The sequence below is a fragment of the Jannaschia marina genome, from assembly GCF_013404595.1.
GTDB classification, from domain to species: Bacteria; Pseudomonadota; Alphaproteobacteria; order Rhodobacterales; family Rhodobacteraceae; genus Jannaschia; species Jannaschia marina.
In genome coordinates, this window is record NZ_JABVAX010000004.1 from 104,378 (window position 1) to 126,189 (window position 21,812).

At 69.5% G+C, this 21,812-nt stretch carries 23 protein-coding genes; 11 read left to right on the forward strand and 12 right to left on the reverse strand.

Annotated features, from left to right (window positions below):
• Window positions 1–6: 6 nt before the first annotated feature.
• From HSX43_RS09230 to HSX43_RS09275, 10 genes are all read left to right on the forward strand, one after another.
• Window positions 7–504, forward strand: a complete 498-nt coding sequence (locus HSX43_RS09230) for a ClbS/DfsB family four-helix bundle protein (RefSeq protein ID WP_179379838.1) — start codon at window positions 7–9, stop codon at window positions 502–504.
• Between the two features lie 96 nt (window positions 505–600).
• Entirely contained in the window at window positions 601–2,310 is a 1,710-nt protein-coding gene (ureC, locus tag HSX43_RS09235) for an urease subunit alpha (protein WP_179379839.1), read from the forward strand.
• A gap of 20 nt (window positions 2,311–2,330) precedes the next feature.
• On the forward strand, window positions 2,331–2,921 hold the full coding sequence (locus tag HSX43_RS09240) for a hypothetical protein (protein ID WP_179379840.1): 591 nt from the start codon (window positions 2,331–2,333) through the stop codon (window positions 2,919–2,921).
• The gene (locus tag HSX43_RS09245) at window positions 2,918–3,352 is read left to right on the forward strand and encodes an urease accessory protein UreE (RefSeq protein ID WP_179379841.1); all 435 of its coding nucleotides are present in this window, start codon (window positions 2,918–2,920) and stop codon (window positions 3,350–3,352) included. Before HSX43_RS09240 ends, HSX43_RS09245 begins: the two co-directional genes overlap by 4 nt.
• Window positions 3,342–3,959 carry an urease accessory protein UreF gene (locus tag HSX43_RS09250; RefSeq protein WP_179379842.1) on the forward strand — a complete coding sequence of 206 codons (618 nt, stop codon included), beginning with the start codon at window positions 3,342–3,344 and terminating at the stop codon, window positions 3,957–3,959. The genes HSX43_RS09245 and HSX43_RS09250 overlap by 11 nt, the downstream gene beginning before the upstream one ends.
• On the forward strand, window positions 3,956–4,330 hold the full coding sequence (locus HSX43_RS09255) for a carboxymuconolactone decarboxylase family protein (protein WP_179379843.1): 375 nt from the start codon (window positions 3,956–3,958) through the stop codon (window positions 4,328–4,330). Before HSX43_RS09250 ends, HSX43_RS09255 begins: the two co-directional genes overlap by 4 nt.
• Window positions 4,327–4,956: an urease accessory protein UreG gene (ureG, locus tag HSX43_RS09260; RefSeq protein ID WP_179379844.1), complete on the forward strand. Its 630-nt coding sequence runs from the start codon at window positions 4,327–4,329 to the stop codon at window positions 4,954–4,956. The genes HSX43_RS09255 and ureG overlap by 4 nt, the downstream gene beginning before the upstream one ends.
• Before the next feature lie 84 nt (window positions 4,957–5,040).
• Window positions 5,041–5,439 carry a VOC family protein gene (locus HSX43_RS09265; RefSeq protein ID WP_179379845.1) on the forward strand — a complete coding sequence of 133 codons (399 nt, stop codon included), beginning with the start codon at window positions 5,041–5,043 and terminating at the stop codon, window positions 5,437–5,439.
• 3 nt (window positions 5,440–5,442) lie between these two features.
• Complete coding sequence (locus tag HSX43_RS09270; protein ID WP_179379846.1) at window positions 5,443–6,156, forward strand: helix-turn-helix transcriptional regulator; 714 nt, start codon at window positions 5,443–5,445, stop codon at window positions 6,154–6,156.
• Window positions 6,157–6,256: 100 nt separating this feature from the next.
• On the forward strand, window positions 6,257–6,436 hold the full coding sequence (locus HSX43_RS09275) for a hypothetical protein (protein ID WP_179379847.1): 180 nt from the start codon (window positions 6,257–6,259) through the stop codon (window positions 6,434–6,436).
• A gap of 127 nt (window positions 6,437–6,563) precedes the next feature.
• On the opposite strand, the gene HSX43_RS09280 is transcribed toward HSX43_RS09275, so the two are convergent.
• The 9 genes from HSX43_RS09280 to HSX43_RS09320 form a co-directional block, all read right to left on the reverse strand.
• Entirely contained in the window at window positions 6,564–7,349 is a 786-nt protein-coding gene (locus HSX43_RS09280) for a TatD family hydrolase (RefSeq protein WP_179379848.1), read from the reverse strand.
• A gap of 37 nt (window positions 7,350–7,386) precedes the next feature.
• Complete coding sequence (locus tag HSX43_RS09285) at window positions 7,387–8,448, reverse strand: DNA polymerase III subunit delta' (RefSeq protein ID WP_179379849.1); 1,062 nt, start codon at window positions 8,446–8,448, stop codon at window positions 7,387–7,389.
• Complete coding sequence (tmk, locus tag HSX43_RS09290) at window positions 8,445–9,041, reverse strand: dTMP kinase (RefSeq protein WP_179379850.1); 597 nt, start codon at window positions 9,039–9,041, stop codon at window positions 8,445–8,447. The genes HSX43_RS09285 and tmk overlap by 4 nt, the downstream gene beginning before the upstream one ends.
• A 50-nt stretch (window positions 9,042–9,091) precedes the next feature.
• Window positions 9,092–10,261 (reverse strand): D-alanyl-D-alanine carboxypeptidase family protein, encoded by a 1,170-nt coding sequence (locus HSX43_RS09295; protein ID WP_179379851.1) that lies wholly within the window; start codon window positions 10,259–10,261, stop codon window positions 9,092–9,094.
• Between the two features lie 43 nt (window positions 10,262–10,304).
• Window positions 10,305–11,432 (reverse strand): SPOR domain-containing protein, encoded by a 1,128-nt coding sequence (locus tag HSX43_RS09300; protein ID WP_328795241.1) that lies wholly within the window; start codon window positions 11,430–11,432, stop codon window positions 10,305–10,307.
• A gap of 102 nt (window positions 11,433–11,534) precedes the next feature.
• The gene (locus HSX43_RS09305; protein WP_179379852.1) at window positions 11,535–12,755 is read right to left on the reverse strand and encodes an FAD-binding domain-containing protein; all 1,221 of its coding nucleotides are present in this window, start codon (window positions 12,753–12,755) and stop codon (window positions 11,535–11,537) included.
• Window positions 12,756–12,928: 173 nt separating this feature from the next.
• The gene (locus HSX43_RS09310; RefSeq protein WP_179379853.1) at window positions 12,929–13,717 is read right to left on the reverse strand and encodes a helix-turn-helix transcriptional regulator; all 789 of its coding nucleotides are present in this window, start codon (window positions 13,715–13,717) and stop codon (window positions 12,929–12,931) included.
• Window positions 13,718–13,900: 183 nt separating this feature from the next.
• Complete coding sequence (clpX, locus tag HSX43_RS09315) at window positions 13,901–15,172, reverse strand: ATP-dependent Clp protease ATP-binding subunit ClpX (protein WP_179379854.1); 1,272 nt, start codon at window positions 15,170–15,172, stop codon at window positions 13,901–13,903.
• A 235-nt stretch (window positions 15,173–15,407) separates the two neighbouring features.
• Window positions 15,408–16,043 carry an ATP-dependent Clp protease proteolytic subunit gene (locus HSX43_RS09320; protein ID WP_179379855.1) on the reverse strand — a complete coding sequence of 212 codons (636 nt, stop codon included), beginning with the start codon at window positions 16,041–16,043 and terminating at the stop codon, window positions 15,408–15,410.
• 186 nt (window positions 16,044–16,229) lie between these two features.
• Here HSX43_RS09320 and HSX43_RS09325 point away from each other — a divergent pair, with 186 nt between their 5' ends.
• Window positions 16,230–16,949 (forward strand): ArsR/SmtB family transcription factor, encoded by a 720-nt coding sequence (locus tag HSX43_RS09325; protein ID WP_179379856.1) that lies wholly within the window; start codon window positions 16,230–16,232, stop codon window positions 16,947–16,949.
• 32 nt (window positions 16,950–16,981) lie between these two features.
• On the opposite strand, the gene HSX43_RS09330 is transcribed toward HSX43_RS09325, so the two are convergent.
• The 3 genes from HSX43_RS09330 to HSX43_RS09340 all read right to left on the reverse strand — a co-directional run bounded on the left by HSX43_RS09330 (window position 16,982) and on the right by HSX43_RS09340 (window position 21,670).
• A complete protein-coding gene (locus HSX43_RS09330) occupies window positions 16,982–17,971 on the reverse strand; it encodes a hypothetical protein (protein ID WP_179379857.1) in 990 nt (329 codons plus the stop codon).
• Entirely contained in the window at window positions 17,968–21,171 is a 3,204-nt protein-coding gene (locus HSX43_RS09335) for a valine--tRNA ligase (protein ID WP_179379858.1), read from the reverse strand. Before HSX43_RS09335 ends, HSX43_RS09330 begins: the two co-directional genes overlap by 4 nt.
• 76 nt (window positions 21,172–21,247) lie before the next feature.
• On the reverse strand, window positions 21,248–21,670 hold the full coding sequence (locus HSX43_RS09340) for an abscisic acid-deficient protein Aba4 family protein (protein ID WP_179379859.1): 423 nt from the start codon (window positions 21,668–21,670) through the stop codon (window positions 21,248–21,250).
• Window positions 21,671–21,812: the final 142 nt, after the last annotated feature.

A 21,812-nucleotide genomic window follows, 5' to 3' on the forward strand; every position in this document is an offset into this window, starting at 1 on the left:
GAGCCCATGCCCGCCACCACCAAGGATGAATTACTCGCGCTCTTCGACCGCGACTACGCCAAGCTGCGGGCGCTGATCGACGGGATCCCGGAGGCGGCTGCGCTGCGCAAGGGCGATGACGATGTCTCGATCAAGGACATCGTCGGGCACCGGGCGCATTGGATCGCGCTCTTTCTCGGCTGGCAGGCAGAGGCCGCGGCGGGCGGACCCGTCCATATTCCCGCCGAAGGTTACAAGTGGTCCGAACTCAAGGCCTACAATGCCAAGGTCCGTGCCGATCAGGCGCACATGAGCTGGCCGGAGACGCGCGCCCTGCTGGCGGACGGTCACGCCCGGATCCTGCGGTTCGTGCAGGAGACGGAGGCCGGCGCGCTCTATGGGCCGCCGATGGTCGGACAGACCAAGTGGACGGTGGGCCGCTATGCCGAGGCCTCGGGGCCGAGCCACTATCGTTCGGCGGTGCGGGCGATCCGCGCCCTGCTTCGACAGATGCCCGATTCTTGAGCAGGCCGGCGGTGTGCGTGGCGGAGGGCGCGCGGCGGGTTTGACACCCCCCGGGCGGCCCCCCAGTGTGAGCGCGCAGACCACCCGAGAGGCCACATGCCGACCACGATCTCCCGCCGCGCCTATGCCGACATGTACGGCCCCACCACCGGCGACCGCGTCCGTCTCGCCGATACCGAGCTCTTCATCGAGGTCGAGCGCGACCTGACCACCTACGGCGAGGAGGTGAAGTTCGGCGGCGGCAAGGTCATCCGGGACGGGATGGGCCAGTCGCAGCGTACGCGGGCCGAGGGGACGGTCGACACCGTCATCACCAACGCGCTGATCGTCGATCATACCGGCATCGTGAAGGCAGACGTGGGCCTGCGGGACGGGCGCATCTTCGCCATCGGCAAGGCCGGCAACCCCGACACGCAGCCGGGCGTCGATATCGTGATCGGGCCGGGGACGGAGGCCATCGCGGGCGAGGGGCGCATCCTGACGGCGGGGGGCTTCGACGCGCATATCCACTTCATCTGCCCCCAGCAGATCGAGGATGCCCTGCACTCGGGCATGACGACCATGCTCGGCGGCGGCACGGGTCCCGCCCATGGCACGCTCGCCACGACCTGCACGCCGGGGCCCTGGCACATCGGGCGGATGATCCAGAGCTTCGACGCCTTCCCCGTGAACCTCGCGCTGTCGGGCAAGGGCAACGCGTCGCGCCCGGATGCGATCTACGAGATGGTGGATGCGGGGGCCTGCGCGCTCAAGCTCCACGAGGACTGGGGCACGACGCCCGCGGCCATCGACACCTGCCTGACCGTCGCCGACGACCTGGACGTGCAGGTGATGATCCACACCGATACGCTCAACGAAAGCGGCTTCGTCGAGAATACGATCGCCGCAATGAAGGGCCGGACGATCCACGCCTTCCACACCGAGGGCGCGGGCGGGGGCCATGCGCCCGACATCATCAAGGTCTGCGGGCTGGAGCATGTGATCCCGTCGTCCACCAACCCGACGCGGCCCTATACGGTGAACACGCTGGAAGAGCATCTCGACATGCTTATGGTCTGCCACCACCTCGACAAGGCGATCCCCGAGGACGTGGCCTTTGCCGAGAGCCGCATCCGCAAGGAGACCATCGCCGCCGAGGATATCCTGCACGACATGGGCGCGATGAGCATCATCGCCTCCGACAGCCAGGCCATGGGCCGGGTGGGCGAGGTCGCCATCCGGACCTGGCAGACGGCCGACAAGATGAAGCGCCAGCGCGGGCGCCTGCCCGAGGAGACGGGCGACAACGACAACCTGCGCGTGCGCCGCTACATCGCGAAGTACACGATCAACCCGGCCATCGCCCACGGGATCAGCCACGAGATCGGGTCGGTCGAGGTGGGCAAGCGCGCCGATCTCTGCCTATGGTCGCCCGCCTTCTTCGGGGTGAAGCCCGAGATGGTGCTGGTCGGCGGCACGATCGCCATGGCGCAGATGGGCGACCCCAATGCTTCCATCCCCACGCCGCAGCCGGTGCATTCGCGTCCGATGTGGGGGACGTTCGGGCGGTCGGTGGAGCGCGGATCGGTCGTCTTCGCGAGCGCCTCGGCGGTGGAGGCGGGCCTCTCGGAGCGGCTTGGCACGGCGAAGGAGATGATCGCGGTCCGGGGGACGCGGGGGATCGGGAAGAAAGACATGATCCTGAACGATGCGCTGCCGCAGATCGAGGTGGACCCGGAGACCTATGAAGTGCGCGCCGACGGGGAACTCCTGACCTGCGCGCCGGCGGAGGAGCTGCCGATGGCGCAGCGGTACTTCCTGTTTTGAGGGGCGCATCCCTTTCCGCGATGGCTCTGTCGGTGCTCCTGCCGATGGGGGCCGCACGTGCCGACTGCCCGCCCCCCGAGGCGATCGAGACGGGCATCGAGGTGACCTACGCGAAACCCGCCAACGACCCCAACACGGACGTCTTCCGCCGGCTTCCCGATGGCCGCATCGAACTCCTCTGGACCGATGCGGGCGACGTGAACCGGGACATCCTGGAGGGGGGTGTCTTCTGGAGCTTCTCGCAGCCGCTGACGAACGGGGTCCCCGACGGCCTGCCGCTCCTGCGCGAGGCTGATCCGCCCTTCGCGGCCGGCGATCGCCCCGTTCCCGGGGGCCGATGGGACAGCCGGGTGCGGATCCTCTGGGCCCCGGACGACATCGAGAAGGTGACGCTGACCTTCGAATGGAAGGCCATGGAGACGCGGGACATCGGCGGCTGCAACCTCAACGTGCTGCCCGGCACCGCGGTCGAGAGCGGGAGCCGCGACGGCACCTTCCGGCAGGATTTGCTCTACCTTCCGGACTATGGCGTGACGATCGTGACCGCCTATGCCTTCAACCAGAAGCCAATTACGCGGTTGACGCCGACGGACATCCGGGCGGTGCCATGAGTGTCACGCTCCTCGACCACCTGCACGCCCCCGCCGACGTGATCCGGCTCGACTACGACGCGCGGCTCCTGCGGCGGAAGCGGCTCGTCACCGAAGGCGGACGGGCCGTGCACCTGGACCTGCCCGAGCTGACGGACCTGAGCCACCACGCGGGGCTGCGCCTCGACGACGGGACGGAGATCGCGCTCGAAGCCGCACCGGAGCCCGTGCTCGTGGTGCGGGGCGACCTGCCGCGGCTCGCCTGGCACATCGGCAACCGGCACACTCCTTGCCAGATGGGACCGGATCACCTCGTCATCCGCGACGACCACGTGCTGCGCGGAATGCTCGAAGGGCTCGGGGCCGAGGTCAGCGCCGAGACGCGGCCCTTCCACCCCGAGGGCGGGGCCTATGGCCACGGACGCACGATGGGCCACGCCCATGAACACTGACCTGCTGCGTTTGACGCAGTGGCTCTCGCCCGCCTTTCCGGTCTCGGGCTACGCCTATTCCCACGGGCTGGAGACGGCGATGGCCGAGGGGCGGGTGCGCAACGGTGCGGAGGTGGCCCGATGGGTGCGCGCGGTGATCGAACGGGGGGCGGGGCCGCTCGACGCCTGGGCGATCCGGCATGTCATCGGCGGAGGCGACCCGGAGGAGGTGGCCGCGACGCTGCGGGCCCGGGCCGGATGCGCCGAACGCTGGCAGGAAATGCGCGACCAGGGCGCGGCCTTCTGCGCGACGACCAACGCGATGGGCGAGCCGCCGCTCGCGGATCTGCCGCTGCCGGTCGCGCTCGGGCTGCGCGCGCGGGGGATGGCGGCCGAGACGGTCGTCCTCCTCTACCTGCAGGCCTTCGCGGCACAGATGGTCTCGGCCGCGACGCGCTTCCTGCCGCTCGGGCAGGCCGAGGCGCAGACCCTCCTGCGCGATTTGCACCCCTTTCTCATGACAACGGCCGCCCGTGACGATCCGCTGCCGCCCGGCAGTGCGGCGATGGTCGCGGAGCTCGACGCGATGGCGCATGAAACCCTGCAACCGAGGATCTTCCGCACATGAGCAGCTACGACACCGGAAAGGCCCTCTCCGAAGAGCTGAACCCCGGAATGGAGGCGGCGCTCGACGCGCGCTATGGCCACCTTCTGCCGGGCATGGCCGAGGGGGTCGTCGACTTCGCCTACGGCCGCCAGTACGCGCGCCCCGGCCTGCCGCTGCGGGACCGCTACATCGCGACCATCGCCGCGCTCACGGCGCTCGGTGGGCAGACACGGCCGCAGCTGAAGGTGAACATCGCCGGTGGTCGCAAGGCGGGGCTCAGCCGCGAGGAGATCGCCGAGACGATCTGGCAAATGGCGCTCTACGGCGGATTTCCGGCGGCGATCAACGGGCTCAATGCCGCGCTCGAAGTCTTCGAGGAGGAAGACGCGTGACGTCTCCGAACGGCCCCCTGCGCGTCGGGATCGGCGGCCCCGTCGGCGCGGGCAAGACGACGCTGACCGAACAGCTGGCCCGCGCTCTGGCCCCCGACCTGTCGATCGCGGTCATCACGAACGACATCTACACCCGCGAGGATGCCGAGGCGCTGATGCGGGCGCAGGTGCTGCCGCTCGATCGCATCCGCGGTGTCGAGACGGGGGGCTGCCCGCATACGGCCATCCGGGAGGATGCCTCGATCAACCTTGCCGCCATCGCCGACCTGCGCGCGACGCACCCCGACCTCGACGTCGTCCTGATCGAGAGCGGGGGCGACAACCTCGCCGCGACCTTCTCGCCCGAACTGGCCGACCTGACGCTCTACGTGATCGACACGGCCGCCGGGCAGGACATTCCTCGCAAGCGGGGGCCGGGGGTGACGCGCTCGGACCTGCTGATCCTCAACAAGACCGACCTCGCGCCCCACGTGGGCGTCGACCTCGACCGCGCGCGCGCCGACCTCGACGTGGCACGGGGCGCGCGGCCCTACGTGATGGCCGCGCTGCGCCACGGTACCGGGGTCGCGGAGGTGGTGGACTTCATCCGGCGCGAGGGCGGGCTCGAAAAGGACGCCGCATCCTGACAGGCTCCTGACAGGATGCTGTCAGGAGGGCTGTGCGATCTCTCCCGCAGCCCCGATCCGGGGCCTCAGACAAGGAGAGTGACCATGACCGAGACCCATGATTTCAACCCCGGCACCGTCGACGGAGCCGCGCCCAATGCCGTCGTCTGGGCCGAGATCCCCGTCGGTGACCTCGCCCGGGCGCAGGGCTTCTACGAGACGGTGCTGGGCGTGACGATGACGGCCGAGCAGATGGGCCCCAACATGGCCGCGACCTTCCCCTATGGCGGCGGCGTGTCGGGCCACATCTACGAGGGCAAGCCGGCGGGCGACGGGCGCGGGCCGACCGTGAGCCTGGCCGTGACGGACCCGCTTCCGGCGGTGATGGAGCGGGTGCGCAAGGCGGGCGGCGAGGTCGTGAGCGAGACGATCACCATCCCCTTCGGCACGTTCTTCTACGCGACCGACCCCGACGGCAATTCGCTCAGCTTCTTCCGGTTCTGAGGGATGCGCCGGGCCGATCGTCTCTTCCGTCTCGTGCAGTTGATGCGCGGGGGTAAGCTCTGGACGGCGGCGCGGCTGTCGGAGGCGATGGAGGTGTCGGAACGCACCGTCTATCGCGACATCGCCGACCTTCAGGCCTCGGGCGTGCCGATCGAGGGGGCAGCGGGCGTGGGCTACATCATGCGGGCGGGGTTCGACATCCCGCCCCTGATGTTCACCCCCGAGGAGGTCACGGCGCTGGCGCTCGGGGCGCGGATGGTCTCGGCCTGGGGCGGGCCCGGGATGGAGGAGGGCGCGCGTGACGCGCTTGCCAAGATCGAGGCCGTGCTGCCGCGCGGGCAGGACGTGCAGGACGCGCTCGACCGCCATTTCGTGCTGCGTTCGGGCCTTGCCGAGTCGGACCGCGTGCGCCTCGACACCCTCGACCACCAGATCCGCGACCGCCGCTGGACGCGCCTTGTCTATGTCACCCCGGACGGCACCCACACCGACCGGCGCGTGCGACCGCTCGGCCTCTGGTTCTGGGGCAAGGTCTGGACGCTGGTGGCCTGGTGCGCGCTCCGGGAGGATTTCCGCATGTTCCGCGTGGATCGCATCGGCGTGCTTGACCCGCTCGACGAGCGGTTCCCCGACGACCCGAAGCGCAGCCTCGCCGCCTGCATGGCAGCGATCGAGGCACGGGAAGGGCGGCGGCTTCCGGGCGATCCGTTGCGCTAAGGCACTGTTGCGCAAGGCCGTATGCTCGCGCGTCGGTAGAGACGGAGCTCCGGGATCCCGTTAACAGAGATGAACGAACCGTTAACAAGGATCCTGTTCCATGAAGTATATCGTCCTCTGCGCCGCCCTCGCTCTGGCCACCCCCGCACTTGCCGCCGCGCCGGCCACGGGCACGCCGGGCCTCGGCGCGCAGGAAGTTTCGCACGACGGCGGGTGCCGCAAGAACTCGCCTCCGGGCCAGTGCTGCCACGCCGGGTCGCAACCGCTGCACTGCCACTGAACGGCGTGAGCCTCGTCGATTGTCATGGTCGGACTTGATCCGACCATCTCTCCCCACCGCGAGATCCTCGGGTTGAGCCCGAGGATGACGCGCGTGGAGGATGACGGGGGCGGTGGCCTTGAGCCGCTCAGGCCGCCGCCTTCGGGAAGAGCCGCTCGAAATTGGCCTCAGTTGCCGCCGCGAAATCGACGTAGTCCATCCCGCAGACCTCTGCCCCGACGCGGGCGGTGTGGTTCACGAAGGCCGGTTCGTTGCGTTTTCCGCGGTGGGGCGGGGGGGCGAGGTAGGGGCTGTCGGTTTCCACGAGGATGCGGTCGAGTGGGGCGGCCGCGAAGATTTCGCGCACCTCCCGGCTGCGGGGGAAGGCCGCGATCCCCGACATCGACAGGTAGAACCCGAGGTCGAGCGCGGCGCGCGCGAGCTCGGGCCCGCTCGAATAGCAGTGCATCTGGCAGTCGTAGGCGCCCGCGCGATGCTCCTCGGTCAGGATGCGCGCCATGTCGGCGTCGGCGTCGCGCGCGTGGATGATGAGCGGCAGGCCGGTCTGCCGCGCCGCCTCGATATGCAGGCGCAGGCTCTCCTGCTGCGCGTTCTTGCTCTCTGCGGTGTAGTGGTAGTCGAGCCCGGTCTCCCCGATGCCGACCATCTTGGGGTGGCGGGCCAGGTCGACCAGCTCCTCGACGGTGGCCATCGGCTCCTCGGCGGCGGACATCGGATGCGTGCCGGCGGCCCAGAAGACGGGGGCATGGGCCTCGGCGAGGGCGCGCACGGCGGGCGCGTTGCGCAGCTTCGTGCAGATCGTGACCATGCGGTGCACGCCCGCCTCGGCGGCGCGGGCCAGGAGGTCGGGCAGCTCGCCCTCGAACTGCGGGAAGTCGAGGTGGCAATGGGCGTCGGTGATCTTCGGTTCCATGGGGCGGGCGTAGACCGCGCGCCGGGCCGTCGCAACCTCAGATCCGGCGGGCCTGCGCGTCGACGCGGGCGAGCGCGTCCCAGACGATGGCGGCCGGGTCGACATTGACGGCGCGCGCGTGGGTCGCGCGGTCGCTCACCTCCTGCGCGACGTGGGCCCAGGTGCGGGCGGCGGCGTCGTGGGGGGCGAGGCGGGTCAGCGTGCGGACCTCGGCCTCGGGCGCGTCGACCGGGGTTCCAAGGAGACCGGCGCGCGCCGCCCGGTGCAGGAGCCGGGCCAGCGCACCGAGGGTCGCGTCGAGCCGGGGCTGCCCGGCCTTGCCGGAGCAGGCATCGGCCAGCTTGCGCGCGCGGGCGCGGTCCATCGACGGGCCGGCGAAGAGATCGAGAAGCGCCTCGTAGATCTCCGCGCCTCCCTCGGCCAGTTCCAGTGCGGCCCCCACGGACCCTTCGGCCAGCGCGGAGGCCGCCGCCGGGTGCCCGCCCGCCTGCTCGACCGCCGCTTCGAGTGCGGGTTGGGCGAGCGGTTGCAACCGCAGCACGCGGCAGCGCGAGCGGATCGTGGGCAGGAGTCGCGCGGGCTGGTGCGAGACGAGGAGGAGCGTCGCCTGCGCCGGGGGCTCCTCCAGCAGTTTCAGGATCGCGTTGGAGGCCGAGGGGTTCAGCTCGTCCACCGGATCGACGATGACCACGCGCCGGCCCCCGGCGGACATGCCGAAGAACCCGCCCAGCCGGCGTACCTCGTCGACGGTGATCTGGGTCTTGAGTTTCTTCGTCTTCTCATCCCAGGGGCGGCGGATGAGCATCACGCCCGGATCCGAGAGCGCGCGGATGCGGGGCAGGGCGGGGTGCCCTTCGGTCGCGTCGAGCGTCTCCGCCCGCGCCGGCGGATCGGTCAGCAGGAACCGCGCGATGCGCCACGCGAGGGTCGCCTTGCCGATCCCCTGCGGCCCGGTCAGGAGCCAGCCATGGTGGAGCCGGCCCGTGTTCCAGGCCTCGAGGAACGCGGCCTCGGCCGCCTCCTGCCCGAAGAGCCGGGGTGTCTCGCGCGGGTGCGGGTGCCCGTCGAGGCGGTCGGCTTCGGGCAGGTCGTCGGTCACGGCAGGGCGGCCCGGACGCGGGCGGCCACCTCTTCGGCGGTGCCGTCGCCGTCGATGAGGCGCACGCGGTCGGGGAAATCGCGGGCGAGCGCCGCATAGCCCGTGCGCACGGTCTCCTGGAACGTCAGGCCAAGCTGCTCGAACCGGTCTTCCTGACCCGGGCGGGCGAGGCCGCGGGCGAGCGCGGCCTGCGGGTCCATGTCTATCACGAGGGTCAGGTCGGGCTCCCGCCCGATCACCAGATCCTGCAGCGCATCCACCGTGGCCCGGTCGCCGCCGCGCGTGCTCTGGTAGACGCGGGTGCTGTCGGTCCAGCGGTCGGTGACGACCCATTCGCCGCGGGCGAGGGCCGGCTCGATCCGGCGTTCGAGGTTGTCGCGTCGCGCGGCGTTGTAGAGCAGAAGCTCCGTCATGGGCGACCAGCGGCCGGGGTCGCCCTCGACCAGAAGCGCGCGGATGGCCTCGGCCCCCGGGCTGCCGCCCGGCTCGCGCGTGCGCAGGACGGTGCGGCCCTGAGCCTCCAGGTGATCGGCCAGCATCCGGGCCTGGGTCGACTTGCCGGAGCCGTCGATGCCTTCGAGGGAAATGAACATGGGATCGCCCTAGCAGGGCCGGGGGCGGGGGAAAATCCCCCGCGCGCGCCCTATTGGAACCGTTCGAGCGCCGAGCCCAGCACCTCGCCCGCGACACGGGCCCCGGCGATCTGGATGCGGCGCACGGGGCCCGCGGCGGCGACGTCGGCGGCGGCGAGGAGCGGAACCTCGACCGGGGGGACACCCGGGTGCGACAGCGTGATGGTGCCGAGCTGCGCGCCGGCCGTCACGGGGGCTTCGATGGGGCCGTCGAAGGCGACTTCGCCCTGCACCGGCTCGCGCCCCGAAACGGGCAGCAGAACGCGCACGCTCTCGGCCGGGACGAGGCCGACGGTGGCTGCCTCGCCCATGAAGACGTCGGCCTGCAGGAGCGGCGCGCGCTCCGTCAGAAGGTCGACCTCGGCGAACTGGCGGAAGGCCCAGTTGACGATGCGCTCGCTCTCCTCGGCGCGCGAGGCTTCGGTATCGAGGCCCGAGATGACGAAGGTCACCCGCCGGTCGCCCTGCACGGCGCTGCCGACGAGGCCGTAGCCCGCCTCCTGCGTGTGCCCGGTCTTCAGCCCGTCTGCGCCGATGTTGAGCCGCAGGAGCGGGTTGCGGTTGAAGCGGTTCGAGGGCGAGCGGCCGTCGAAAGCGAACTCGGTCTCGGCGAAATAGGGATAGTACTGCGGAAACTCGGTGATGAGCCGTTCGGCCAGGATTGCCAGGTCCATCATCGACATCACGTGCCCGGGCGCGGGCCAGCCGTTGGAGTTGCGGAAGACCGAATTCTCCATCCCGAGCTCGCGTGCGCGCGTCGTCATCATCTGCGAGAAGCCGGTCTCGGTGCCGTCGGGCGAAAGGGCCTCGGCCAGCACCGCGGTCGCATCGTTGCCCGACAGGACGACCACGCCGCGGATCAGATCCTCGACCGAGACGCGGTCCCGGCTGTCGAGGAACATGGTCGAGCCGCCATAGCTTGCCGCGTGCTGCGAGACCGGCAGGGTCGTGTCGAGCGACAGCCGACCGTCCTCCAGAGCCTCGAACGTCATGTTGAGCGTCATCAGCTTCGACATGGACGCCGGCGGCAGCGGCACGTCGCCGTTCTTCGAGAGCAGCACCTGCTGCGTGTTGTGGTCGACCACGACGGCCGATCCGGCGCGGGTCTGGAACTCCTGCGCGAGGGCCGGAGAGGCGAGAAGCAGCGCCGCGATCAGCGGGCGAAGGGCAGGGCGGAGCATGGGCAGGATTCTCCGATGTGAATGTCGGGGCCCCGTATGGACCTCAGCCGCGGACGGCGAAAGCATCCGTGAAGCCGAGCGACTTGGCCTTGCGGATTACCGCCGCCCGGTCGGACGACGTCGTCGACGGGCCGACCACGACGCGCCAGAAGGTACGGCCGCGGGCCTCCTCCTCCAAAACGGTCGGCACGACGCCGGCGTTCGACAGGGCGGTTGCCGTGTTGCGGGCGTTATCCTCGACCGAGAAGATGCCGATCTGGACGTAGGCGCGCTCGAGTCCGGAGCTGCGCGCGGGCGCAGGCGTGGCGGAAGCGGTGCGTACGGGAGCCGCGTCGAGCGACGAGGAGGTCACGGCGGGGGCCGCACCGCTCGCGGCGACGGGCTCCGGCAGGACCGACTGATCCGGCAGGGCGGCGGGGGCTTCTGGCGTGCCGCCGCCGCGCCGCTTGAAGAGGCGGGTGAAGAAGTTGCCGCGGCGGGGTTCCGCGGCCGGCGCCGCGGCTTCGGCCGGAGCGGTGCCGCTCTCGGCATCCGCATCCCCGACCGTGTCGAGCGCCGCACCGGCCGCCGCGATCGCGTCGGGGCGAGGGGCTTCGGTCTCTTCGGCGGCGACGGGGGCCTCCGGCGTTTCGACGATTTCCTCGGCGAGCGGTGCCGTCTCGGCTCCGGCGCTGGCGTCCGGGGCGCTGGCGGCGGGGGCGGGTACCGGCGCGGCGCTTTCTTCCCGCCGGAGCGCCACGACATCGACCATCGTGGGCGAGCCGGCCAGGATCCCGAGCGCCGCCGCGGCGTCGGAGGAAATCTGGAGCGTCGGCCCCGGGTTCGACCGCTCGCGCTTGAAGAGCGCGCCGATGACGAACTTGCCATTCTCCTCGTTGCGGATGATGACGCGCTCGGGATCGCGCACGTCGGGTGCCGCGACCCAGACGCCGCCGAGCGACGGCCGCCCGTCCCAGAGGGCGCGATCCTTGGCGCTGAAGACCTCAGGGGCCTCGACGTCGCGTTCGATGAGCTGCACGCTGTCGCCGATCGGCGCGGCGCGCGTGGCGTCCTTGCCGCCCCCCGCACCGGGGAACGTGCCCTGACAGCCGGCGATCAGCGCGACGAGGGCGACGGACGAAATAATACGGATAGAGTGGGGTGCAAAGACCCCTCGTGTTGCCTGTCGCACTGTCACTGCCCCGTGCTTGCTACTGCCTTGGTGCGGCCCGTTTTCCGGACCTGCATTAAATTTAACCGTAGCCGAGGAATTCCGTTCTGTGAAGCCTGCGCATCAAATGTGTCCCAGATCCGATGGAATCGTGTCCAATATGTCGGGGATGACCTTCTTCACCTTGAAGAACCCCGCGGTCGCATGGGGCCAGGCGGCGAGATCCCAGTCGCGGACCGGGCGGAGGGTCTCGACCGGCAGCGCGTCGAGCGCCGTGCGCAGCCAGCCGGTGGGCGCATAGGGGGTGACGACGTGGTCGAAGCCGGCGGCCCAGCGGGCGATGTCCTCTCCCCGATCTGTGACGGGGCCCGGGTCCGGCAACCCGCCGAGCGCGTCCTCGGCCAGTTTGCGCGTGAAGGCGGCGACCTGCGGCGCGACGGTGAGGGGCGAACGTGCCGCCGGCGCGATCAGCACGGCGGTGCCTGCCGGATCGAGGCCGCGGGTGCGCAGGTAGTCGGGACGCAGATCGTCCTCGTGCAGGAGAAGGCCGATCCGCCCCGTCGGAAGAGCGACGTCCTGCGGTACGGTCTTCGGGTCGGGATGCGGCGGGCCGTCGAGCGCCTCGACCTCGCCCGACGGGGTCAACTGATGACCGAGCGTGCGCGCGTCGAAACGGTCGCCGGTGAACTTGGCGATGTTGCTGGCGCGCGCGGGGTAGGGGCGGCCCTTCGTATGCAGCCCCGCGACCCATCTCCACGACAGCGTGTTCGAGGCCGCGTCCCCGTCGAGGAGATGGCGCAGGAAGAAGTCCGCGCCAAGCTCCCACGGCAGGCGCAGCGTGTGCATCCAGATCGAGGCGAACCACATGCGCGCGTGGTTGTGCAGGTAGCCGGTCTCGACCAGCTCCCCGGCCCAGTGGTCGAACGGCGCGATCCCGGTGTTGCCCCCGCAGGCGTCTTCCCAGGCGCGCCGCAGGCCGCCAGAGGTGGCAAGCCGGTCCCGTGCCGCCTTGAGGCCCTGCCGGTAGTCGGTCCAGATGCCGGGCCGCCGCTCCAGCCAGCCTTTGAAGTAGGTGCGCCAGACGACCTCCGACAGCAGCTTCTCGGCGGTCGAGGCGGAGTATTTCGACAGCACCTTCGCGGCGACTTCGGCCTCGGTCACGGCGCGATGGCTGATCCAGGGCGAGAGGCGGGAAACGTTCTCGTGCCCCGGCAGATCGTGGTTACGCGTCTCGGCGTAGGCTCGTCCCGCGTATGGCAGGAACGTCTCCAGCCGGTCGAGGCCCGCGGCGCGCGTGGGGGTGAAGACGAGATCCGGGGCGGTGGCGGCAGAGGCATCTTTCATGACCCCGAGGTAGGGCGTTGCCCCCGCGCTTCGAGGGGTGGCGTCCGACGGGTCGCCATACGGTGGCGGCGCGCGAAAGAGCCGTCCGCCGGATCCGCATCGACCGCGTCGAGGGGGGGGCCAAACGGCTTGTCTGACGGCGCTTCGCGAAAGGCGCGGATCGGGAAGTCCGTTCACTCCGGCGTCGTTCGATCCGGGTCGATCCTGCCGTCTTCGATCGCCCGCGCGACCGCCTCCTCCCGGGTGCGGGCGCGGAGTTTGTGGTGCGCGTTGCGCAGGTGCTTGGCCACCGTCGCCTCCGAGATGCCCATGGTGTCCGCGATGCGGGCGTTCTGCAGGCCCGACGCGAGCAGGCGCAACGTCTCGCCCTCGCGACGGGTCAGCGTCTCGCGCCCGGTATCGAGGAAGTCGGGGCCGGTGCAGACCTCCGGCCAGTCGATCCAGGGCAGCAGGAGGCGCGCGGCGATCCCGAGGCGACGCAGGTTGCCGGGGGCCAGCACCTCCCGCGCCGGAAGGGTGGAGCAGAAGGTGAGCGACCGGCGATGCCGCCCGTCGGGCGCGCTGAAGCAGGCGATCGCGCGTTCGCCGGAATCGCGGACGAAGGCCCCGAATGGCCCTGCCAGCGGGTCGTCCGGGTCGAAGGGGCGCGCCGTCCGCCAGATCATCGCGTCCGCCCGGGTGGCGACATGACGGACGATCGTGTCGTGACGCCACATCTCCTCCCGCTCGTAGCTGCGCAGGACCGACGGGCGCAGGGTCGCGCGGAACCGCAGCGGGATCCGCCGGTGCCTGTCGACCCGCGCGCCGATGACCGCGGTCGCGCCCAGATCTTCGAGGCAGTCGACGGCGACCCGCCAGCGGGTGTCCGGGCACTCTGCCGCCAGCATCCCCCGGGCGACCTCCACGGCCAAGCCCGACAGATCCGCCGGAAGGCCTGGCGGTGGAACACTGGTCTGCGTCATGCGCGAAAACGTATGTGCGTCAAACCGATCCGGCTATCGGCGGATGTTAAAGGACGGGTTTGCGACGTTTGCTTCGCACGCGGGGATGGCCGCGATACCGCCCCTTCCGGCAGCGCCGGTGTGAGGTTCCCGATCATGGCGTGGAGAGTGCACGCGGCGGCCCCGGAGGAGCCGATCCGGCGGTCAACCGGCGGAGGCCGGCTCCTCGTTCTTGGCCTTCTCGGCGTGGATCAGGAGCGGCTTCACCTCGCGGCGCACGGCTTCCTCGTTCACCACGACTTCTTCCACCGTGTCCATGCCCGGCAGGTCGAACATCGTGTCGAGCAGGATGTCTTCCATGATCGAGCGCAGGCCGCGCGCGCCGGTCTTGCGCTCGATGGCCCGCTGCGCGATCGCGCGGAGCGCGTCGTCGGTGAAGGTGAGTTGCGCGTCTTCGAGCTCGAAGAGGCGCTGGTACTGCTTGACGAGCGCGTTCTTCGGCTGCGTCAGGATGGTGACGAGCGCGTCGAGGTCGAGGTCGGTGAGCGTGGCGATGACGGGCAGGCGGCCAACGAACTCGGGGATGAGGCCGAATTTCAGTAGGTCCTCCGGCTCGAGATCCTTGAAGTATTCGCCGGTCGACTTGTCGTCAGGGTCCTTCACGTCGGCCCCGAAGCCCATGGCACTGCCCTTGCCGCGTTGCGCGATGATCTTGTCGAGCCCGGCGAAGGCCCCGCCGCAGATGAAGAGGATGTTCGTCGTGTCGACCTGGAGGAACTCCTGCTGCGGATGTTTGCGCCCGCCTTGCGGCGGTACCGAGGCGACGGTGCCCTCCATGATCTTCAGGAGCGCCTGCTGCACGCCTTCGCCGCTCACGTCGCGGGTGATCGAGGGGTTGTCGGACTTGCGGGTGATCTTGTCGACCTCGTCGATGTAGACGATGCCGCGCTGCGCCCGTTCGACGTTGTACTCGCTGGCCTGAAGGAGCTTCAGGATGATGTTCTCGACGTCTTCGCCGACGTAGCCCGCCTCCGTGAGCGTCGTCGCGTCGGCCATGGTGAAGGGCACGTCGAGGATGCGCGCGAGCGTCTGCGCGAGCAGCGTCTTGCCGCAGCCCGTGGGCCCGATCAGCATGATGTTCGATTTCGCGAGTTCGATGTCGGACTTCGACGCGTTGTCGAGCCGCTTGTAGTGGTTGTGGACGGCGACGGCGAGCACGCGCTTGGCATGCTCCTGCCCGATCACGTAGTCATCGAGGACGTCGGCGATCTCGCGCGGGGTGGGCGTGCCGTCGGAGGACTTGAGGCCGGCGGCCTTCGTCTCCTCGCGGATGATGTCCATGCAGAGCTCGACGCATTCGTCGCAGATGAACACGGTCGGCCCCGCGATCAGCTTGCGGACCTCGTGCTGCGACTTACCGCAGAAGCTGCAATAGAGGGTGTTCTTCCCGTCGCCCGAACCGGAGTTGCTGGCCATCGTCGCCTCCTCGTGTCGCACGACCCTGCCTTCGGCCGCCGACAGCGGGGCCGTGCCCCGCCGATAAAAACCCGTGATTTGCTCGGGAGCCTAGGCCCAACCGGCGGGGGCCACAATGGCAAAATCCCGAGAGTTTCTCCGGCATCCTGTCACGTCAGCGCCAGCGGTTGCGAGCGCCGACGGCGTGCCCGCCGGGCGTGTGCCGGCGGGCCCCTTGTTCATCCTTGTTCGAGGATCACGTCTCGTCGTCCGGCTTCGCGTCGGCGCGGTTCTCGACGATCTCGTCGATGTGGCCCCAGTCCTTCGCTTCCTGCGGGGACATGAAGTTGTCCCGCTCGAGCGCGCGCTCGACCTCCTCGAAGTCCTGACCGGTGTGCTTGACGTATATGTCGTAGAGCTGCTTGCGGATCTTCTCGGTCTCGCGGGCGTGGATCATGATATCCGTCGCCTGGCCCTGGTAGCCGCCCGAGGGCTGGTGGACCATGATGCGCGAGTTCGGCAGCGAGAAGCGCAGCCCCTTCTCGCCGGCCGCCGACAGGACCGAGCCCATCGAGGCGGCCTGGCCGACGACGAGGGTCGAGACGGCGGGGCGGATGTACTGCATCGTGTCGTAGATCGACAGGCCAGAGGTCACGACGCCTCCGGGGCTGTTGATATACATGGAGATTTCCTTCGAGGGGTTCTCCGCCTCCAGGTGCAGGAGCTGCGCGACGATGAGTTGGCTCATGCCGTCGTGGACAGGCCCGTTGACGAAGATGATGCGCTCTTTCAGCAGCCGGCTGAAGATGTCGTAGGCGCGTTCGCCGCGGCTGGTCTGTTCGACCACCATCGGCACGAGGTTGTTCTGAAACTGGTCGACCGGATCGATCATGGCACTGCCCCTTCTGCCGCCCCGCCGCGCCTGTCGCGGTCGGGGTCGGGGTCGAACCTATGCCCGGGCGCAGGGGGCTTCAAGCCGATGCGGCGCGACAATGCCGAGCGTCTGCGGCGGATCGCCGCCACAGACGGCGCGCGACGCGGCAATTGACGCGGGAATGCTGTGGGTGAATATCGACACATGCGTGACGCCGCGAGTTTCGAAGCGATCCTGACGGCCCTGGCCGACCCGACACGGCGTGCGGTGCTCGACCGCCTACGCGAGGGGCCGTTGCCCGTAGGGCGCATCGCCGAGGCACTGCCGGTCTCGCGACCCGCGGTTTCGCAACATCTCAGGGTGCTTCTGGAGGCCGGTCTCGTCACCGTCCGGGGCGAGGGCACGCGCAACCTCTATGCGCTCGTGCCCGGCGGCGCGGGGCCGCTCGTCAGCTGGCTCGGAGCGCTCAAGGCCATGCCGGATGCGCCGGCCGTATCGGACCGGGTGGAACACGCACTGACCACGCGCCTCACGCCCTTGGAGGCCTGGACGCTTTTCTGCGACGACCTGTCGATCTGGTGGCCCGTGGCGCGGGTCTCGCTCTCGGCGCGGGCGGAGGGGGCCCTGCCGCAGGTCGTGCTGCTCGATCCGGTGGCGGGCGGGGCGCTCCGGGAAGTGCTCTACGACGGGAGCGAGGGCACCTGGGCCGAGGTCCGCACGGCGCAGAAGCCCCATGCGATCAGCTTCGCCTGGACGCTGGGCCTCTCCGCGCCGGCAGAGGTCACGGTGGGCTTCGCGCCGGATCCGGGCGGCTCGCGCCTCACCGTCTCGCACCATGCGGGGGCGGCGGAACTCTCGGATCTGTGGGACACCGTCATGGAACGGTTCGCGGCGGCGGCCAATTCGAGTCTGTCCAACTTCTAGATCATATATTTCAGCGTTTTACGGGTCGATCTTCACCTGATCCAGAGGCCTTCCCGCTTCAATCTGTTGCGGATCGCCTGCTCCTTGCGCGGCAGGTCGTCGCGATCGAAGAGCGCCCGCGCCTTGGCCCCCTTCGGCTGGTAGAGGAACCGTTTGAAGGGTTCGTAGTCCTTCAGCACCTTCTTGACCTTGTTCGGGGCCGTCGCGGCCTCGACAGCCGCGATCACGTGGTCGGGGGCCGTCGCATACATCAGCGGCAGGAAACGATAGTGAAAACTGTGGCTCCCGTCGAAGATGCCGTCCGCGATCCCGCCCCTGTCGCCGGGCCGGCCCCCGCCGAGTTCATGCACGGCCAGCGGCAGCGCGGCCTGATCGAGCCAGGGCTCCAACGTCTGGGTCGCGATCTCTTCGGGCGGATCGTCCCGGATCATCAGCGCGGCGTCGCGGAAAGCCCCGTGAAAGCGCTTCGGGTCGTCCCCGAAGAACCAGCCCGCGTTGAAATAGAGGTAGCGCCGCCAGTATTCGTCGGGCCAGCGCGTGTCGAGCGTGTCTTCCAGCCGTCCGCCCCGACGCGCATGAAGAGCGCCCCATATCTCGTTGTAACCCGGCCCGTAAATCTCGACCGTGGGCCAGGTCGCCTCCCGCTTCATGGACGCGGCGGGCCGGGCGAAGTCGATCTCGACGTCGGCCAGCTCGCCGGTGATGACGGTGTCGGTGTCGAAGAAGACGAACGGCCCGTCGGGGAGCGCGGTCAGCCCCTCGATCTTGTTACCGTTCGGGTAATAGGCCCCGAAGTGCCAGTTGCGGAAAGGCACGATCTCGGCCCCGAGGCGACCGAGCAAGTCGCGCTGCGGTCCCTCGGGGATGCGCGGGTCGTCGGGCCAGCGCTCGCCCGGCTCCGGCTCGCCCACGATCAGGCGGCCGGACCATTTGGGGCTTATCTCCCGGAGCGTCGCGGCAAAGAGGCAGGCCTCGTGGGCGAGGCGGCCTTTCTGACCGACGATCAGGATGTTGAAGTTCATGCCAGCTCGTTCAGGCTGTCGAGGGCGCGCTGCACCGCATCGCGTTCCGACTGTCGGGCGGCCAGGTTGGCGCGGGTTTCCTCCACGACCTCGGGTGGGGCGCTTTCGGCGAACTTCGGGTTGTTCGCGCGGCCCGACAAGCCCTTGATTTCCTTCTCGAGCTTGGTGACCTGCTTGTCGAGGCGGCTGCGTTCGGCGGCCACGTCGATGACGTCGCCCAAGGGCAGGGCGAAGCGGTCGGCCCCGGCGGTGACGGCGATGGAGCCCTTGGGCGCATCGCCCTCGGTCAGCGTCTCGACGCGGGCGAGCGCGGCGATCATCGCGGCGTTGGTCTCGTAGGCCGACCGGGCCTCGGCGCTCCAGCCGACGGCAATCACGGGGATCCGCGCGCTCGCCGGCACGTTCATCTGCGCGCGGGCGGAGCGGATGGCCTCGATGAAGGCGATGACCCAGCGGATCTCGGTTTCGGCGGCCGGGTCGATGGCGTCCTCGCCCAGGTCTTCGGGCCAGGTGCCGTGGACGAGCATTCCGTCGTGCCCCGTGGCGCCCCAGAGCTCCTCGGTGATGAAGGGCATAATCGGATGCATCATCGTCATGCACATCCCGAGCACCCAGCCCATGACGGCCTGGGTCTCCGCCTTCGCGGCGGCCTCCTCGCCCTGCAGGATCGGCTTCGAGAACTCCACGTACCAGTCGCAGACGACGTTCCAGACGAAGCGGTAGAGCGCCGCCGCGGCGTCGTCGAAGCGGTAGGCGTCGAGGGCGGCGTCGACCTCGGCGCGGGTGCGGGCGGTCTCGCCGATGATCCAGCGATTGACGGTGAGCCGCGCGTTAGGGGTCGCGTCCGCGCCGAAGGTGGCCCCGTTCATCTCGGCGAAGCGGACGGCGTTCCAGAGCTTCGTGCCGAAGTTGCGGTAGCCGGCGATACGCTGCGGGTCGAGCTTGAGCGCGCCGCCGAGGCTCGCCATCGCGGCATTGGCGAAGCGCAGGGCGTCGGCCCCGTATTCGTCGATCAGCTCCAGCGGGTCGACGACGTTGCCGACGGACTTGGACATCTTCTTGCCCTTGGCGTCGCGCACGAGGCCGTGGAGGTAGACCTTCTCGAAGGGGATGCGGTCCTTCAGCGGCGTCTCGTCCGGCAGGACGGCCAGCTGCATCATGATCATCCGCGCGACCCAGAAGAACAGGATGTCGGTGCCGGTGATGAGGGTCGAGGTGGGGAAATAGGTGTCGAGTTCCTCGCTCCGCTCGGGCCAGCCGAGCGTGCCCAGCGGCCAGAGGCCGGAGGAGAACCAGGTGTCGAGGACGTCGGGGTCGCGCCAAACGGGCACGCCGTTCTCATCCAAGTCCTCAAACTCAATTCTGACTTGTGTGATCCCGTTGTAACCTGAGTGAAAGTACTCCCAGTGAACACCCAGCGACTCGAGGTGGCGTGCGATAAGGAGCCTTGCTGCGTCTTCGTTTGCGGCACAAAACGCGACAGGATCGTCCCAGTCCAGAGCGGCGTCTCGCAGATCAGAGCTCTTTGGATTCGGCGTGATGCGCGGGACGTAGAACACCGGCACCTGATGACCCCACCACAATTGCCGCGAGATGCACCACGGCTCGATGTTCTCGAGCCAGTGGAAATAGACCTTGCGGTCGCTCTCGGGGACGATCTCGATGGTGCCGTCGCGGACGGCGTCGAGGGCGGGGCCGACGATCTTGTCGGTCTCGACGAACCACTGATCGGTCAGCATCGGCTCGATGACGACCTTCGAGCGGTCGCCATGGGGCTGCATGATCGGCTTCGGCTCGACGAGGGGGACGAGCTGGTCGTCCTCGGTGCGCATCTCGCCGCCCTCGGCGGCGTCGAGCGGAGGCGTTCCGGTTGTGCCGTCATGCCCGGGCTCGACCCGGGCGTCTCCGGCGGCTTGGGATCCTCGGGTCGAGCCCGAGGATGACGGTGACGCCGCGCCCGAGGGTGACGCCGAAGCGCCCAGCCGCGGGTCGGTCGCGGGAACCATGACGGCGAGGCCCTCGGCGGTGATCTCCTCGACCACCTTCGCCCGCGCGTCGAACCGGTCGAGCCCGCGCAGGTGGTCGGGGACGAGGTTGATGGCGTCGACCTCGGCCGCCGACAGCATGCGCTCGCCCTGCGCCACCGCCATCGCGATCGCAGCGGCCTCGGCATAGGGGGCCCCGTCGGCGCGCATCGCGGCCTTCGTGTCCATCAGGCGGTAGCAGGGGATGTTACCGCGCTTCGCCACCGCGTAGTCGTTGAAGTCGTGCGCGCCGGTGATCTTGACCGCGCCCGAGCCGAAATCCTTGTCCGGGTATTCGTCGGTGATGATCGGGATCAGGCGGCGGCTTTCCTTTGGGCCGACCGGGATCTCGCAGAGCTGCCCCACGATCGGCGCGTAGCGGGCGTCGGAGGGGTGCACGGCGACCGCCCCGTCGCCCAGCATCGTCTCGGGGCGGGTCGTGGCGATGGAGATGTAGTCGCGCGTCTCCGTAAAGAGGATTTCCCCCTCCGCGTCGCGCTCGACGTACTCGTAGGTGGCCCCGCCGGCGAGCGGATACTTGAAGTGCCACATGTGGCCCGGCGTCTCGATGTTCTCGACCTCGAGGTCCGAGATCGCCGTCTCGAAATGCGGATCCCAGTTGACGAGGCGCTTGCCGCGGTAGATCAGGCCCTTTTCGTACATCTCCACGAAGACCTTGATGACCGCGTCGTGGAAGTTGCCCTCTTCGCCCGCCGGGGCACCCGGGGCACCCGACATCGTGAAGGCGTTGCGCTCCCAGTCGCAGGAGGCCCCCAGGCGCTTGAGCTGATCGACGATGTTGTCGGCCGTGCGCTGCTTGTAGTCCCAGGCGTAGGCGAGGAAGTCGTCGCGGGTCATGTCCCGGCGTTGCCGCCCGTCCTTGGCGAGTTCCTTCTCGACCGCGAGTTGCAGCGCGATGCCGGCGTGATCCTGGCCGGGCTGCCAGAGCGTCCGGAAGCCGCGCATCCGGTGCCAGCGTGTCAGGATGTCCTGCAGCGTGTTGTTGAAGGCATGGCCGACATGGAGCGATCCGTTCACGTTCGGCGGCGGGATCATGACGGAAAACGTCTCCGGGCGCGACGCGTTCGCGCCCGCGCGGAAGTATCCGCCCTCGATCCATTCCCTGCTGATGCGCGCCTCGGCGGTCGCGGCGTCGAAGGTCTTGTCCATCGCCATCGTCTTGCTCCGTCTGATGCGGCCCGCGATAGCGAATGGGGCGGCCGAGGGGAACCCCGCAGCGCCCCGTATGGCCTCAGCCCGGCGCGTGACCGATCGCCCGGCGGAGGGCGAGATGCAGGAGGAAGCCGACCGGGCCGAGCAGGCAGGTCAACAGCAGCGCCGGCAGGATCGCCCAATGCGGCACCCCGCGCCGCCGCCCGTCGCGCAGGATCCAGCCGCCCACGAAGAGGTCGAAGGCGAGGTAGTGGATCCAGCCGGCGAGGACGGTGCCGGGCAGAGTAAAGAAGACCAGGGCGTTCGCGAGGCTGTCGAGCCCACCGGGCGCGCCGGGAAAGTAGACCGCCGCTGTGACGGCATAGGCAAGCGCGAGAAGCGCCGGGACGAAGATGCCGCCCACCGGAGCGAGGCGGGCCGGGGCCAGCGGGGCGAAGGCGAGGGCGAGCCAGCCCACGAGCGCCAGCAGGAACGAGAGGGTGAAGATCAGGTCGGGGGTCATTCGGGGCTCCGGTTGGTACGTGCGGGCGTTTGAGCAGCTCTTTGCAGGTCCTGCTTTGATCTGGAACAGGTCACGGTCGCCCGAGGGCCGCACTGGACAGAACGCCGCACGGGGCTAGGGTGCGGAGACGACCCCTGCCGCC